At 70.5% G+C, this 14,035-nt stretch carries 13 protein-coding genes; 6 read left to right on the forward strand and 7 right to left on the reverse strand.

All coding sequences use genetic code 11. The features are described 5' to 3' along the window. Positions 1–313: 313 nt before the first annotated feature. From recQ to amt, 3 genes are all read right to left on the reverse strand, one after another. Positions 314–2,485, reverse strand: a complete 2,172-nt coding sequence (gene recQ, locus PKE44_RS03865; protein ID WP_324548361.1) for a DNA helicase RecQ — start codon at positions 2,483–2,485, stop codon at positions 314–316. 64 nt (positions 2,486–2,549) lie between these two features. Continuing rightward, positions 2,550–3,194: a hypothetical protein gene (locus PKE44_RS03870; RefSeq protein ID WP_324548362.1), complete on the reverse strand. Its 645-nt coding sequence runs from the start codon at positions 3,192–3,194 to the stop codon at positions 2,550–2,552. Between the two features lies 1 nt (position 3,195). Continuing rightward, the gene (amt, locus tag PKE44_RS03875) at positions 3,196–4,506 is read right to left on the reverse strand and encodes an ammonium transporter (RefSeq protein ID WP_324548363.1); all 1,311 of its coding nucleotides are present in this window, start codon (positions 4,504–4,506) and stop codon (positions 3,196–3,198) included. Between the two features lie 344 nt (positions 4,507–4,850). Here amt and PKE44_RS03880 point away from each other — a divergent pair, with 344 nt between their 5' ends. Continuing rightward, complete coding sequence (locus PKE44_RS03880; protein ID WP_324548365.1) at positions 4,851–5,381, forward strand: NUDIX domain-containing protein; 531 nt, start codon at positions 4,851–4,853, stop codon at positions 5,379–5,381. Here PKE44_RS03880 and PKE44_RS03885 read toward each other — a convergent pair. The 4 genes from PKE44_RS03885 to PKE44_RS03900 form a co-directional block, all read right to left on the reverse strand. Further along, positions 5,378–6,592, reverse strand: a complete 1,215-nt coding sequence (locus tag PKE44_RS03885; protein ID WP_324548366.1) for a sensor domain-containing diguanylate cyclase — start codon at positions 6,590–6,592, stop codon at positions 5,378–5,380. The genes PKE44_RS03880 and PKE44_RS03885 overlap by 4 nt on opposite strands. Further along, positions 6,564–7,205: a heme NO-binding domain-containing protein gene (locus PKE44_RS03890; RefSeq protein WP_324548367.1), complete on the reverse strand. Its 642-nt coding sequence runs from the start codon at positions 7,203–7,205 to the stop codon at positions 6,564–6,566. The genes PKE44_RS03885 and PKE44_RS03890 overlap by 29 nt, the downstream gene beginning before the upstream one ends. Before the next feature lie 89 nt (positions 7,206–7,294). Further along, positions 7,295–8,530 (reverse strand): methyl-accepting chemotaxis protein, encoded by a 1,236-nt coding sequence (locus PKE44_RS03895; protein ID WP_324548368.1) that lies wholly within the window; start codon positions 8,528–8,530, stop codon positions 7,295–7,297. Then, complete coding sequence (locus PKE44_RS03900) at positions 8,508–9,032, reverse strand: PAS domain-containing protein (RefSeq protein WP_324548369.1); 525 nt, start codon at positions 9,030–9,032, stop codon at positions 8,508–8,510. Before PKE44_RS03900 ends, PKE44_RS03895 begins: the two co-directional genes overlap by 23 nt. A gap of 321 nt (positions 9,033–9,353) precedes the next feature. On the opposite strand from PKE44_RS03900, the gene PKE44_RS03905 reads away from it, so the two are divergent. The 5 genes from PKE44_RS03905 to PKE44_RS03925 all read left to right on the forward strand — a co-directional run bounded on the left by PKE44_RS03905 (position 9,354) and on the right by PKE44_RS03925 (position 13,973). Next, positions 9,354–9,602, forward strand: a complete 249-nt coding sequence (locus tag PKE44_RS03905) for a hypothetical protein (protein ID WP_324548370.1) — start codon at positions 9,354–9,356, stop codon at positions 9,600–9,602. 113 nt (positions 9,603–9,715) lie between these two features. Beyond that, positions 9,716–12,079, forward strand: coding sequence for a DUF3141 domain-containing protein (locus PKE44_RS03910; RefSeq protein WP_324548371.1), 2,364 nt, complete (start codon positions 9,716–9,718; stop codon positions 12,077–12,079). Between the two features lie 127 nt (positions 12,080–12,206). Beyond that, a complete protein-coding gene (locus PKE44_RS03915) occupies positions 12,207–12,458 on the forward strand; it encodes a hypothetical protein (RefSeq protein WP_324548372.1) in 252 nt (83 codons plus the stop codon). 67 nt (positions 12,459–12,525) lie between these two features. After that, a complete protein-coding gene (gene fabI / locus PKE44_RS03920) occupies positions 12,526–13,299 on the forward strand; it encodes an enoyl-ACP reductase FabI (protein WP_324548373.1) in 774 nt (257 codons plus the stop codon). 122 nt (positions 13,300–13,421) lie between these two features. Then, positions 13,422–13,973 carry a hypothetical protein gene (locus tag PKE44_RS03925; protein WP_324548374.1) on the forward strand — a complete coding sequence of 184 codons (552 nt, stop codon included), beginning with the start codon at positions 13,422–13,424 and terminating at the stop codon, positions 13,971–13,973. Positions 13,974–14,035 lie beyond the last annotated feature (62 nt).

Here is a 14,035-nt window from a genome sequence, read left to right on the forward strand (position 1 = left end):
CCGCGTCGGGTCCGGACGTGCCGGGCACGTCCTCGGGAATGCGCGCCAGGGCCGTGCGGCGATGACGCCGATACCAGCGGATCCAGGTCAGCAGCTGTTCCGTGCTCAGGGTGTGCATCCGTTGCTCCTTGCGGGAAATGGAATCTTCGGGGTGGGAGGCGGGCGGGGGACGAGAGGGATCGGGCACGGCGGACCGGGACGCACAGGGTAGCCGATGGCAGTCGCGGCGGGCGATGCAGGAGGTGCACGGCTGCTGATGAATCAGATCACGGTGCGATCCTGCGCCCTCGGGCTGCGGGCCTTGCCGGATGATTCAGGCGTCCGGGCGGCGCAGGGCGGCGCGGATGCAGGCGAGCGTGCCGAAATCGTGGCGTTCGCCGAGCGCGGCGTGGATCGGCTTCAGGTCGTGCCAGCCGGCCGGATCGACGCTGCGGAAGGCGGCCTCGATGGTTTCGAGCTCGGCGACCGACAGCTGCGGCAGCACCTCGTCGAGTTCGGCCTCGCCGCGGCGCACCAGCGGGGCCAGCCAGCCGAGCACCTGGCTGCGCGGCACATCGAGGCGCGCGGCGATCTCGTCGACGCCGGCACCGCGCAGCAGCAGGCTGCGGGCCTGGGCGGCCGGATCGCCGGCCTCGGCGTCGGCAGCCGGGGCCTCGCCGGCCTCGTGTCCGAGCAGCACGGCCAGGAAGGTCTCGCCGTAGCGTTCGAGCTTGCTGCGCCCGACGCCGGAGACGGTCGCCAGTTCGGCGAGCGTGCGCGGTGCGCGGACGATGAAATCGAGCAGCGTCGCATCGTGGAAGATCACGTACGGCGGCACGCCCTGCTCGCGCGCCAGTTCGAGGCGCTTCTGGCGCAGGGCGTCCCACAGCACGCGCTGCTCTGCTGACAGCGTCTGCGCCGGGCTTTCGCGGCGCGGTCCGCCGGTGGCCGGTTCGCGTTCGCGCGTGCGCCGGTTCGGCGGCGGGTCCTTGCGCAGGTGCAGCGCCGTCTCGCCGCGCAGCACCGGCCGCGCGGCGTTCGTCAGCTTCAGCGCGCCGTAACCTTCGAGGTCGACTGCGAGCAGGCCGGCGGCGACCAACTGCCGGTAGACCGAGCGCCACTGCGCCTCGCCCAGTTCGCTGCCGATGGCGAAGGTGCTGACCTTGTCGTGGCCGTGCTGCGCGACCTTGTCGGTGGCTTTGCCGAGCAGCACGTCGATCAGGTGCGCGACGCCGAAGCGCGCGCCGGTGCGGTGCACGCAGGACAGCGCCTTCTGCGCGGCGACGGTCGCATCCCAGGTCTCGACCGGCGACAGGCAGGTGTCGCAGTTGCCGCAGGGTCCGGGGTATTGCTCGCCGAAGTACGCGAGCAGCACCTGCCGGCGGCAGCGCGGGGTCTCGCAGTAGGCGAGCAGGCTGTCGAGCTTCAGCGATTCGACGCGCTTCTGGCGCTCGTCGGCGCCGGATTCGGCGAGCATGCGCCGCAGCTGGATCGCGTCGTTGAGCCCGTAGCTGAGCCAGGCGTCGGCCGGCAGGCCGTCGCGGCCGGCGCGGCCGGTCTCCTGGTAATAGCCCTCGACCGACTTCGGCAGGTCGAGGTGCGCGACGAAGCGCACGTTCGGCTTGTCGATGCCCATGCCGAAGGCGACGGTCGCGACCATGACCACGCCTTCCTCCCGTAAAAAACGCTGCTGGTGATCGCGGCGCACCCCGGCCTCCAGCCCGGCGTGGTAGGGCAGGGCGTGGATGCCGCGTCCGGCCAGCCAGGCGGCGGTTTCGTCGACGCTCCTGCGCGACAGGCAGTAAATGATGCCGGCCTCGCCGGCATGCTCGGCCCGGATGAAGGCGAGCACCTGCTCGCGAGCGCGGTCCTTGGCGACGATGCGGTAGCGGATGTTCGGCCGGTCGAAGCTCGACACGAACACGCGCGCATCGAGCAGGCCGAGGTGCTCGCGGATGTCGTCGCGCGTCAGGGCGTCGGCGGTCGCGGTCAGCGCCACGCGCGGCACGTCCGGGAAGCGCTCGTGCAGCACCGACAGCGCCCGGTACTCGGGCCGGAAGTCGTGGCCCCACTGCGACACGCAGTGCGCCTCGTCGATCGCGAACAGCGCGAGCGGCGTGCGCGCGAGCAGGCCGAGGCAGCGCTCGGTGACCAGCCGCTCGGGCGCGACGTAGAGCAGGTCGAGTTCGCCGGCGGCGAATGCACGCTCGGTTTCGCGCACGCTGGCGGCATCGAGGCTGGAGTTCAGGTACGCCGCGCGCACGCCGAGCTGGGTCAGCGCATCGACCTGATCGTGCATCAGCGCGATCAGCGGCGAGACGACGAGGCCGGTGCCGGCGCGCAGCAGCGCCGGGATCTGGTAGCACAGCGACTTGCCGCCGCCGGTCGGCATCAGCACCAGCGCATCCCCGCCGCCGGCGACGTGCGCGACGATCTCGGCCTGCGCGCCACGGAAGGCGTCGTAGCCGAAGACGGTGCGCAGGATTCTCAGGGCGGGATCGGACATGGGGGCGCAAGGATACGCGGACCCGCCACGGCTGCCACGTGCGCCGGCTCGCGCCCGCCGGCGTTCAGAGCAGGCGCCGGACCTCGGCGCACTGCTCCTCGGCGGCATGCACGGCCGCGCCGAGCTGGCGGTCGGCGACCGGCGGACCCCAGAGCGTGCAGAGCCCGGCCCAGGCCGCATGCACGAGTTCGCGCAGCAGGGCTTCGTCGTAGGCCCGCGCCGGCACCGGACCGCTGCCGTCCAGCCACGCGACCAGCAGCTCGCGATCGGCGCGCGAGAGCTTCGCCGTCATCGCCGCGCCGACCAGCGTACTGCGCAGTGCCGTCGCGGCCTTCGGGTCCTGCTGCCCGCAGCGCGCGAGCAGTGCACCGACCAGCAGCACGAAGGCGCGCGTCAGCGCCGGCACCGCCCGGTCCGGGGTTTGCGCCGCTGCGGCCAGCAGCACCGGACCGCGGCGCGTTGCCGGCAGCAGCAGGTGCTGCACGAGCTGGCGGTGCATCTCGCGCAGGCCGAGCGGCACGCCGAACTCGCGCACCAGGCAGTTCGCGTAGGCGCGCAGCGCCCCGGGCCGGTGCGCGTAGTCGCGCGACCAGACGGTGAGCGCGGCGCGCACGCCTTCGGGGGACAGCAGGCTTTCGAGCAGCGTCGACAGGGCGTCCTGCTGCTCGGCGAAGCCCGGGTCATGCTGGAAATCGTGTACGGCAGCCATGTCAGCGGATCTCCTCGTGCAGGGCGATGCCCTGGAATTCCGGATAGCCCTGTTCGTGATGTTCGGCGTAATCGAGACCGCGCTGCTCGGCGATGCCGCGCGCGCGCAGGCCGATCGTCAGGTCGAGGGCCTTGAACATCAGCCAGGCGCTCGGGAAGGCCCAGATGAAGGCCGTGCAGATGCCGATGACCTGCACGGTGACGCGGGTCGGATCGAACAGGTGCGGGGCATAGAACAGACCGGCGGCGAGCGTGCCCCAGGCGCCGCAGACGCCGTGTACCGGCACGGCACCGACCACGTCGTCGAGCCGCAGGTGCAGCATCGCCCGTTCGGAGGCGACCATCAGCATCCCGGCGATCAGGCCGGTGAACATCGCATGCAGCGGCTCCATGGTCGCGCAGCCGGCCGTCACCGACACCAGGCCGGCGATCGAGCCGTTGACGGTCGCCGTCAGCAGCACCGGGGCCTGCAGCAGGCGCTGCATCGCGATCGTGCCGATCGCGCCGGCGGCGGCCCCGAAGTGCGTGTTCAGCACGATGCGGCCGATGCCGGCCTCGGCCACGGCGGTCGAGCCGCCGTTGAAGCCGAACCAGCCGAGCCACAGGATGAAGCCGCCGAGCGCGACCGAGCCGAGGTTGTGCCCGGGGATCGTGCGCGGCTCGCCGTTCGGCCCGAAGCGTCCGAGCCGCGGCCCGACCACGAGGATGCCGGCGAGCGCGCACCAGCCGCCGACCGAATGCACGACGGTCGAGCCGGCGAAGTCGATGAAGCCGATCTGCTTCAGCCAGCCCGTCCCTTCGTACAGGCTGCCCCAGGCCCAGGCGCCGAACACCGGATAGATGACGCCGGTGATGACGATCGAACCGGTGATGTAGGCCCAGTAGTGCGTGCGCTCGGCGAGCGCGCCGCTGACGATGGTGGCGGCCGTGGCCGCGAACATGGTCTGGAAGAACAGCAGGCTGTAGTCGAGCTGTTCGGCGTTGCCGAGCAGGAAGTGATCGCGCCCGAGCCAGCCGTCGGGGCTTTTGCCGAACATCAGGCCGTAACCGAGCGCCCAGAACGCGAACGCCCCGAAGCAGCAGTCGGTGTAGTTCTTCATGATGACGTTGATGGCGTTCTTGGCGCGCGACTGGCCGCTTTCGAGCAGCGCGAAGCCGGCCTGCATGAAGAACACCAGCGCGCCGGTGGTCACCAGCCAGACGGTATCGAGCGCGAGTTTCAGGGCGGCCGGATCGGTGGCGGCGAGCGCCTGCGGAGTCACCGTCAGCAGCGCGAGGGCGGCGAGGGCCGGGAAGGGGGGGCGGGGCAGCATGTCCGAATCGTCCGTGCGGGAAGGGAAACCGGGCTCGCCGGTGCGCCGCTGCCGCAGCGACCGGTCGATGCGCCCGCATGCTACCCGCGCCCGCCGGACGTGCGCATACGCTGCCTGCCGGGGTCGGACCGGAAAATCCGCAGCCCCGTACCCGGGTTTCGCGGGTACTGGTTCAAATTCATGTTTTATCTGGATTTCATTCGTGCGGGCCGCCCGGATGGCATCCGGAGAGCCCGCAATTAAATTACGTCCATACACGGTCTGTGCCGTTCCTGCTAGGCGCCTGCCGGCCCGCCGTGGCAAGGTGCGGCGTTGCCGCCGTCCGGGGCGCAGGGTGAAACGTGATGTCCGAGGAATGGTTCGACGTGGTCGACGAGCACGACCGGCCGCTCGGGCGCGCGCTGCGCGCCGAGGTTCACCGGCTCGGGCTGCGTCACCGGTCCGTGCACATGCTGGTGTTCAACGCCGCCGGCTCGGTGTTCCTGCAGAAGCGCTCGCTCGCCAAGGACAACTGTCCGGGGCTCTGGGATGTCTCGGCGGCCGGCCACGTCGGGGCCGGCGAGGACTATGACGCGGCCGCCCCGCGCGAGCTGGCCGAGGAGCTCGGCTGCGTGCCGGCCGTGGCGCCCGAGCTGCTGTTTGCGCTCGAGGCTGCCGAGCACACCGGCTGGGAGTTCGTGCGCGTCTACCGGGTCGAGGCCGAAGGGCCGTTCGAGCTGGATCCGGTCGAGATCGCCGAGGGCCGCTGGTTCACGCCGGCCGAGGTCGATGCCTGGCTGGCGGGGCGCGCCGCCGAAACCACGGCGACGCTGCGCATCATCTGGTCGCGCGTGCGTGCGGCCGCCGCCGGCCTGCCCGGGGCCGACGGCCGCTAGCCGGCCTGACCGTCCGGCGCCGGGCCGTGACGGCGCTGCTTGCGCCGGCGCTTGGTCGCATACATCGACTGGTCGGCGACGCGCAGGAGCTTCTCCGGCGTCGTGCCGTCGCGCGGGTACAGCGCAACACCGATGCTGCCGCCGAGGCCGAGTTCGCGATCGAGCACCTCGAAGGGTTGCGCCAGCGCTTCGGCGAGCGTGACGCGGATGTGCTCGATGTCGCCGACCGTCGGCACCGGGCCGGCGACCACGACGAATTCATCCCCGCCGAGCCGCCCGACCAGATCGGAGCCGCGCACCCGGCGCCGCAGCCGCTCGGCGACCGCGATCAGCAGCGCATCGCCGTAGTCGTGGCCGAGCGTGTCGTTGACCGGCTTGAAGTCGTCGAGATCGATGTAGAACAGCCCGACCAGCCCCGGCGCTTGTTCGCCGGTTTCGGTGAGCAGGCGCTCCAGCGCGTAGATGATGCCGCTGCGGTTCGGCACGCCGGTCAGCGGGTCGAGTTCGGCGAGCCGGCGCAGCTGCTGCTCGCGCTGCTTGAAGTAGGCGATGTCGCGCAGGAAGCCGACGAAGTACGGCCGCCCGCCGATGCGGTACTCGCTGATGGTCAGGAAGGCCAGATAGGTGCTGCCGTCGCGCCGGCGCACCGTCACCTCGCGCCCGACGTTGATCACGCGCGCCTCGCCGGTGGCGAGATAACGGTGCAGGTAAGCGTCGTGCTCGTCGCGCATCGGCGCCGGCATCAGCACGCTGACGTTGCGCCCGAGCAGCTCGCCCGGCTCGTAGCCGAGCGTGGCGCTGGTGGCGCGGTTGGCCGAGCGGATGATGCCGCCGGTGTCGATGGTGATGATCACGTCGAGCGCGGCGTCGAACAGCGCCTCGCTGTGCGCGTGCGTGGCTTCGAGCCGTCCGAGCGCGCGGCGCAGCTGCATCTGGGCTTCCTCCAGCTCGCGCGTGCGCGCCGCGACGCGCGCTTCGAGCAGCGCGTTCATGCGGTTGAGCCGCTCGGTCTGGCGCTCGCCGGTGGCCAGCAGGAAGTTGATCAGCATCGCCAGCTTCTGGATCGTGTGATCGGCCGAACCGGTGCCGACCCGGATCGAGAAGTCGCCGTCGAGCACGCGGCAGACCCCGTCGGCGATCGCCTCGATTTCGAGGCGCATCGCGTCGTCCCCGGGGCCGGCCTCAGGCGGCGGGGGGAACAGGGGACTCATCGGGTGCGGTGGTCTCGAAGCGCTCATGCCTGCGCGTGTCCCCGGCAAAGCGGATCCAGGACAGATCGTAGATGGCGACCATGCCGGTGCCGCTGCCGTTCACCTGCATGCGCACGTCGGCCACGTCGCGGTAATGGCGCACGACCCAGCGCAGCAGTTCGCGATACAGCGCCAGCAGGCCGGGGCTGGCGCGCCAGCGGATGCGCAGCGCATCCGGGGCCGGGGTTTCGATCTCGATCGGCCCGGGGGCGCCGGTCGGCAGCGGGTCCGGCCCGGCGCACTGCGCGCCGGCATCCAGCAGTCCGGCGAAGCGCGGCTGGCTGCGCAGGAACTCGCGCGAATCCGGCGCCAGTTCGAAAAAGCTCGGGAACACCCGCAGCGCCCAGGCACCGGCGTGCGCGGCATAGGCCCGGTGCAGCGCCGCGGCGTCGAGCTCCAGCACCTGCGCGGCGGTGGCGAGCAGCCGTTCGGCGTCGGTGTCCGGATAGCAGGTATCGATGCGAAAGCGCGTGCCGGCCGGCAGGCCGGCCTGTTCGAGCAGCCGCGCGACGGCGCCCGGGCCACCGTGCAGGGCGAGCAGTTCCGTCAGCGTGACGTGGAAGATCCCGAGCATCGCTCCCTCGAACGGAGCGCGACGGCGCCCCCGAAACATTACCGCATGGTAACGCGGCGCTGCCCGGGGGCGTTACGGAAGTCGCCGGCTCAGCTGCTGTACAGGTGATGCACGAAGTCGTCGACCTCGGCGTTGAGCTGCTCGGCCATGTGCGACAGCTCGCGCGCCGCCACCAGCAGTTCGTCGGCGGCCGAGGTCGTGCCGGTCGCGGCTTCCATCATCTCCTGCAGATCGGCCGACACCGCGCGCGAGCCGTCGGCGGCGGCGCGCACGGCGGAGCTGATGTCATCGGTCGCGCGCATCTGCTCCTGCACCGTGCTCGAGATCGACGAGGAGTTGCGGTCGATGTCGGTGATCGAGCGCGTGATGTCGGCGATCGAGCGCACGACCTCGTCGGTCGCGCCCTGGATGCGGTTGATCTGGTTGCCGATGTCGTCGGTGGCCCCGGCGGTCTGGTTCGACAGCGCCTTCACCTCCGAGGCGACCACCGCGAAGCTGCGCCCGGCGCTGCCGGCGCGCACGGCCTCGATCGTCGCGTTCAGCGCCAGCAGCCGCGTCTGGCCGGCGATCTTCTGGATCAGGCCGCTGACGCGGCCGATGCTGCTGGTGCAGCCGGCGAGTTCGCGCACGGTGCCGTCGGCGCGCTGCACGTCCTGCGCGGTCTGGTGCGCGAGTTCGGTCGAGGCGCTGACGCGCCGGCCGATGTCACCGATCGACTCGGCCAGACCGTGCGTGGACTCGGCGATGCGGCTCATGCGCTCGGCGGTCTGCGTCGAGGCCGCCGCGGCGCTGGTGGCGCGATCGACGGTCAGGTCGGCGATGCGCTTGAGCGATTCGGCGGTCGAGGCAAGCTCGGTGACCGCCGCCGCCAGCGTCTGCGCGACGCCGCGGATCGAGGCCTCGAAGGAATGCGCGAGCTTCTGGCGGCGATCCTCGGCCGTGTGCAGCGAGACGCTCTTGCGCTGCATCTCGCCGATCGCGCCGTTGATCTGTTCGGCCGTGCGCTTGAAGCTGCCGCGCAGGCCGTGCGGCAGGATCGGCCGGAAGTATTTGTCGTGGCTCGCGTAATCGAGTGTCGCACTCGATTCGCGCAGCAGCGCGTCGCTCATGTCGAGCATGCGGTTGATGCTGTGCAGCATCATGGCGAGGTCGCCTTCGGCGTCGATGTGGATCAGCCGCGGTTCGAGATCCCCGTCGGCCGCCGAGCGGCAGACGCGCGTGACCTCGCTCATCCAGTGCCGGTAGCGCGCGACTTCGGCACGCAGCGTCTCCAGCTCGGTGGCGTCCGTGCGCGCGACCGCTTCAGAGACCGAGGACGAATTCATCGTAGGCGACTCCCTGTTCGGCGAGCAGGCGCTGCATCAGCGCATACGAGGCGGCGAGACCGGCACTGCGGTCGGTGTGGCGCTGCTCTTCGGCGAGCAGCGTGCGGTACAGCGCTTCGGCCTTGGTGACGGCGTCGCGCCGCGGCACGCGCCGGTTGGAGTGGTAGCCGATGATGTCGCCGCCGGGGCCGAAGGTCGGCGTCACGTGGGCGAGCACCCAGTAGTGATCGCCGTTGACGGCCATGTTCTTGACGTAGGCGAAGCATTCGCTGCCGCCGGCGATGGTGTCCCACAGCAGCCGGAACACGCAGCGCGGCATGTCGGGGTGGCGGATCAGGCAGTGCGGTTCGCCCAGGGCCTCGTCCTCGTCGAGACCGGCGATGTCGAGGAACACGCGGTTTGCGTAGGTGATGTGCCCTTTCAGGTCGGTTTTCGAAACGATGATGTCGTTTTCAGGGAAAAACCGTTCACGCCCGCTGGGCTGGACCTTGTACTTCGCCATCGCTCTCTCCCCCGCGTCCGCGGCATCGGCGGCGCCGGATGTTGGTTTGGTGAGCCAGCAGACCGCTACAGGAAGCGCGGCCGGTGCGCGGCCAGCCGGCAGTCTATGCAATGCCTCCATGCCCCGCCCGGTGCCGACGGCATCGCGGCAGCGGTCGACACGCGAGTTCACTGCCCCATATCGGCCGCTTGCGCGCGGGCTGCAGGGCAGGGCAGTTTTTCGCTGCACTGCTAGGCTGCGTGAGGTCCGCGCCGGTGTTTGCAGGTCCTGCCGGGACCGCCTCCGTGCGCTGCCGAACCCGTCCTGCAGGGAAACCGCCTGATGAAGATCACCCTGACCCACATCCCCGAAACCGCCGACATCGATGCCGTGCGCGCCTTCCTGCGCGAGCACGGCATCGACGATGCCGGCGAGATCGTGCTGATCGAGGGCGACGGCAGTCTGCCGGCCGTGGCCTTCGAGCTCGAGGTCAGTGCCGCGGTCGCCGAGTCCATCGCCGCGCATCTGCGCGGCAAGCTCTGGGACGGCCACGTCATCGGCGCCGGCCTGCTGCTGATGTCCGGTCACTGACGGCCGGCCTGCACCGCACGAGCCGCAGCATTGCTGCGAAATCCTGCCTTCATCGCACTGCACCGGCAGGCCGGCGCGGTGCTTCTCCTGTCATCTCCCGTGAGGGTCAGCTCATGAGTCAGACGAATCCGAACCTCGGGCAGCCGGCGCCGGCCGGACTGCCGGAACGCCTGCAGGCGCTCGCCGACCGCTGGTCGGACTGGCAGGACGAACTTGGTGGCGTGCTCGGCCATGACCTGCAGCGCGTCGTGGCCGCCGCCGCCGCGCGTCAGTCGCGCCGCTGCGATCAGGCCGCACGTCTCGCAACCGCGGCATGGCAGCCGGGGCAGACGGCAGGCGTCCTGCACTACGCCGTCGACTCGCTGCAGCGCACGCTGCTGTTCTGGGACACGCTGCGCGAGCGCGGCAACGACTTCATCGAGCTGTACCGTGCCGGCAATCCGCCGCTGCTCGCCTTCGACTACGAGACCCTGATCGACGGGCGCAACTTCGACGAGCAGCCGGTCAACTACGCGCTGGTGCGCATCCTGCCGCCGGCCGGCGTCACGATCGATGCACGCAAGCGCCCGTACCTGATCGTCGATCCGCGTGCCGGCCACGGTGCCGGCATCGGCGGCTTCAAGCCCGAATCGCAGGTCGGCGTCGCGCTGCGGGCCGGCCATCCGGTGTACTTCGTGATCTTCTTCCGCGATCCGGTGCCGGGTCAGCGGCTGCGCGACGTGGCCGCCGCCGAGGCGCGCTTCCTCGCCGAGGTCGTGCGCCGCCATCCGGACAGCGACAAGCCCTGCGTGATCGGCAACTGCCAGGGCGGCTGGGCGGTGATGGGCATGGTTGCCGCGCATCCCGATGCCGCCGGGCCGCTGGTCATCAACGGCGCGCCGATGTCGTACTGGGCCGGCACGACCGGTCACAACCCGATGCGCTACAGCGGCGGCATGCTCGGCGGCAGCTGGCTGGCGCAGCTGACCAGCGATCTGGCTGCCGGCAGCTTCGACGGCGCCTGGCTGGTGCAGAACTTCGAGAACCTCGATCCGGCGCACAACTACTGGCAGAAGTTCTACAAGCTCTACGCCGAGGTCGACACCGAGGCCTCGCGCTTTCGCGACTTCGAGAAGTGGTGGGGCGGCTACGTGACGCTGACCGGCTCCGAGATCCGCGCCATCGTCGACAACCTGTTCATCGGCAACCGGCTCGCGGCCGGCGAGATTCCGCTCGATCGCGGCGAGACCCTGGACCTGCGCCGCATCCGCTCGCCGATCGTGGTGTTCTGCTCCGAGGGCGACAACATCACGCCGCCGCAGCAGGCGCTGAACTGGATCCTCGATGTCTACCGCGACGATGCGACGCTGCGTGCCTTCGGCCAGACCATCGTCTATCTGCGCCACCTGAAGGTCGGCCACCTCGGCGTGTTCGTCTCCGGTTCGGTCGCGCGCAAGGAATACACCGAGATCGTCGGCACGCTCGATGCCATCGAGCGCCTGCCGCCCGGCCTCTACGAGATGCTGATCGACGAGGACGGCCGCACGCCGGCCGGCGATCCGCGCTATCGCGTCGAACTCGCGCAGCGTTCGATGAGCGACATCGTCGCGCTCGACACCGACTCGCGCCGCGAGGAGGACTACTTCCGCGTCGTCGCCGCGCTGTCGGAGCTGAACGCGAAGGCCTACGACCTGCTCGCATCGCCGGTGCTGCAGGCGCTGGCCGTGCCCGAGAGCGTCGAGCTGCAGAAGATGATGCATCCGCTGCGCGCCGGTCACTGGGCCTTCAGCGACTGGAACCCGTGGCTCACGGCGCTCGGCCCGTGGGTGAGCTGGGCGCGCTCGATGCGCGCACCGGTCGAAGCCGGACATCCGCTGCGCCAGCTCGAACAGCTCTGGGTCGACGGCATCGGCGACCTGTTCGACCTGTACCGCGACACGCGCGACATGAGCGTCGAGCTGACGTTCTACGGCCTCTACGGCTTCCTGAACGTGCTCGGCATCCCGAAACCGGGCGAGCGCGAGCGCAGCGCCACCAGCGATGCCGAGCGCGTGCAGCGCGAGATCGCGGCCTGGGTCGATGGCCATATCGCCAGCGGCGGATACCTCGAAGGCTACGCGCGCATGGCGCTGCTGCTGTTCCACGCGCAGGGGGGCATCGGCCGCGACGGCTTCGTGCAGGTGCTGGAGCGCCTCGATGCGATGCCCGAGGTCGCCGCGCTCGATCGCGAGGCGCGCCGGCGCATCGTGCGCGAGCAGAGCCTGATCATCGCGCACGCGCCCGAGCGCGCGCTGGCCACGCTGGCGGAACTGCTGGTCACGCCCGGGGAGCGCGAGCGGGCCCTCGCCGCGCTCGATGCGCTGTTCGCCGGCGAGGCGCTGTCGGATGCGGCCGCCGCGCTGCGCAAGCTGCTGCGCAGCACCTTCGATTCCGGGACCTCAGGCCCGGTACGGTCGGGTTCTCCCGGACGTTCCCGCAAATCGTCGCCGGCCGCCTGAACACGCCGGTTTCCGTTTTTCTTGCCAGCCCGCCATCTTTTCCGCCGGCGGGCTTTCGTCAGCCGGACCGGCGCGCCTGCAGGCGCGCCGGTCGTTCCGCTCCTTGGCTTCCTCCGGAGTCCGCACCATGCGCATCCTGCTTGCCAACCTTCCCGCCGACGCCGATGCCGGGGCCGTCACGGCCTTTCTCGCCGGACACGGCATGGCCGATGCCACCGATGTCACCCTCGTGCCCGGCTCCGGCTCGGAGCCGGCCGCCACCTTCGAGCTGCCGGTCAGTGCCGCGGTCGCCGAGACCGTTGCCCTGCACCTGAGCGGCAAGGCCTGGCAGGGCCAGGTGCTGCGCGCGACCGTGTTCGTGACGCCGGCCGGGGACTGAGCACGCCCTCCACAAGCGGCCCGGCCCCGGCCGGGTCAGGATCACAACGGGATGAGGAACACGACTGATGAGCAATCCCTTCAGCCTGCACGGCAGGCGCGGCCTGGTGGTCGGCATCGCCAACGAGAGTTCGATCGCCTACGCCGTCGCCCGCACCATCCGCGAACTCGGCGGCGAGGTCGCCGCGACCTATCTCAACGCCAAGGCCGAGAAATTCGTGCGCCCGCTCGCCGAGGGGCTCGGTGCACCGATCATCCTGCCCTGCGATGTCAGCAGGCCCGGCGAGCTGGAAGCCGTGTTCGAGTCCATGCAGGCGCGCTGGGGCACGATCGATTACGTCGTGCACAGCATCGCGTTCTCGCCGCTCAACGAGCTGCACGGCCGGCTGGTCGACTCGACCTCCGAGGGCTTCAGGATCGCGATGGACGTGTCCTGCCACTCGTTCATCCGCATGGCGCGGCTGGCCGAGCCGCTGATGCCGAAGGGCGGCACGCTGCTGGCGATGTCGTACTACGGCGCCGAGAAGGTCATCGAGCACTATGACCTGATGGGGCCGGTGAAGGCCGCGCTGGAGTCCTCGGTGCGTTACCTTGCCGCCGAACTCGGCCCGAACAACATCCGCGTCAACTGCATCTCGCCCGGCCCGATGCTCACGCGTGCGGCTTCGGGCATCAAGGACTTCGACGAACTGATGGCCGATGCGACCACGCGCTCGCCGCTCGGGCGGCTGGCGACGCCCGAGGATGTCGGCCGGCTCGCAGCCTTCTACATCGCCGAGACCGGCAGCAACATCACCGGCAACATCGGCTACGTCGATGCCGGCTATCACGCACTGGGCTGAACCGCAGCCTTGATCCTCTTGACGTTTTCCTGAGCCGACCCTGGGGGGTATTCACGTTGAAATCCAGTCCACTGTGCCGTTTCACGGCCGCCGTCCTGCTGGGCACGAGCCTGGCGGCCTGCATGTCCATGCCGGGCACCGATGATCCGTCGGCATCGTCCACGAGCAAGCTCTCGCCCGCCGAGCGCGACAAGGCACGGGCCGACATCCGTGCGCTGCGCGAGCGCACGCTGGCCGATCTGTACCGCCGGCGTCCGGCGACGCGCGCCGAGATCGAGAAGGCCGCCGGCTATGCCGTGATCGGTGCCTCCGGCCTCAACGTCGTGCTGCTGGTCGGTGCCCAGGGCGCCGGCGTCGTTGTCGACCGGCGCAGCGGTCAGGAAACCTTCGTGCGCATGCTGCGCGCCGGCACCGGTCCGGGCCTCGGCTACATGGACTACCGCTTCGTGCTGGTCTTCAAGAGCGCCACGGCGCTCGATCAGTTCCTGAAGCTCGGCGCCGACGTGAGCGCCCAGGGCAACGTGACGGTGAAGCCCAGCGGCAGCGGCGAGTCCACCGACACGATGACCTCGTTCACGCCCGGCGTCAGCGTCTACCAGCTCATGGACAAGGGCGTGAACGTGCAGGCCAACTGGGGCGGCACCAAGTACTACCGCGATCCGGACCTGAACTGAGCAGGCAGCGCCCCCGGCCCGGTGCGGCGCCCGGCCCGCGGGCGTCGCGAGGCCGGGGCCGT

Source organism: Plasticicumulans sp. (assembly GCF_035331805.1).
In the GTDB taxonomy this organism is placed as follows: domain Bacteria; phylum Pseudomonadota; class Gammaproteobacteria; order Competibacterales; family Competibacteraceae; genus Plasticicumulans.

What these genes read in the sequence shown, in the direction of transcription:
- recQ (WP_324548361.1), bottom strand. Translation starts at nt 2,485, where the DNA reads ATGTCCGATCCCGCCCTGAGAATCCTGCGCACCGTCTTCGGCTACGAC.
- PKE44_RS03870 (WP_324548362.1), bottom strand. Translation starts at nt 3,194, where the DNA reads ATGGCTGCCGTACACGATTTCCAGCATGACCCGGGCTTCGCCGAGCAG.
- amt (WP_324548363.1), bottom strand. Translation starts at nt 4,506, where the DNA reads ATGCTGCCCCGCCCCCCCTTCCCGGCCCTCGCCGCCCTCGCGCTGCTG.
- PKE44_RS03880 (WP_324548365.1), top strand. Translation starts at nt 4,851, where the DNA reads ATGTCCGAGGAATGGTTCGACGTGGTCGACGAGCACGACCGGCCGCTC.
- PKE44_RS03885 (WP_324548366.1), bottom strand. Translation starts at nt 6,592, where the DNA reads ATGAGTCCCCTGTTCCCCCCGCCGCCTGAGGCCGGCCCCGGGGACGAC.
- PKE44_RS03890 (WP_324548367.1), bottom strand. Translation starts at nt 7,205, where the DNA reads ATGCTCGGGATCTTCCACGTCACGCTGACGGAACTGCTCGCCCTGCAC.
- PKE44_RS03895 (WP_324548368.1), bottom strand. Translation starts at nt 8,530, where the DNA reads ATGAATTCGTCCTCGGTCTCTGAAGCGGTCGCGCGCACGGACGCCACC.
- PKE44_RS03900 (WP_324548369.1), bottom strand. Translation starts at nt 9,032, where the DNA reads ATGGCGAAGTACAAGGTCCAGCCCAGCGGGCGTGAACGGTTTTTCCCT.
- PKE44_RS03905 (WP_324548370.1), top strand. Translation starts at nt 9,354, where the DNA reads ATGAAGATCACCCTGACCCACATCCCCGAAACCGCCGACATCGATGCC.
- PKE44_RS03910 (WP_324548371.1), top strand. Translation starts at nt 9,716, where the DNA reads ATGAGTCAGACGAATCCGAACCTCGGGCAGCCGGCGCCGGCCGGACTG.
- PKE44_RS03915 (WP_324548372.1), top strand. Translation starts at nt 12,207, where the DNA reads ATGCGCATCCTGCTTGCCAACCTTCCCGCCGACGCCGATGCCGGGGCC.
- fabI (WP_324548373.1), top strand. Translation starts at nt 12,526, where the DNA reads ATGAGCAATCCCTTCAGCCTGCACGGCAGGCGCGGCCTGGTGGTCGGC.
- PKE44_RS03925 (WP_324548374.1), top strand. Translation starts at nt 13,422, where the DNA reads ATGTCCATGCCGGGCACCGATGATCCGTCGGCATCGTCCACGAGCAAG.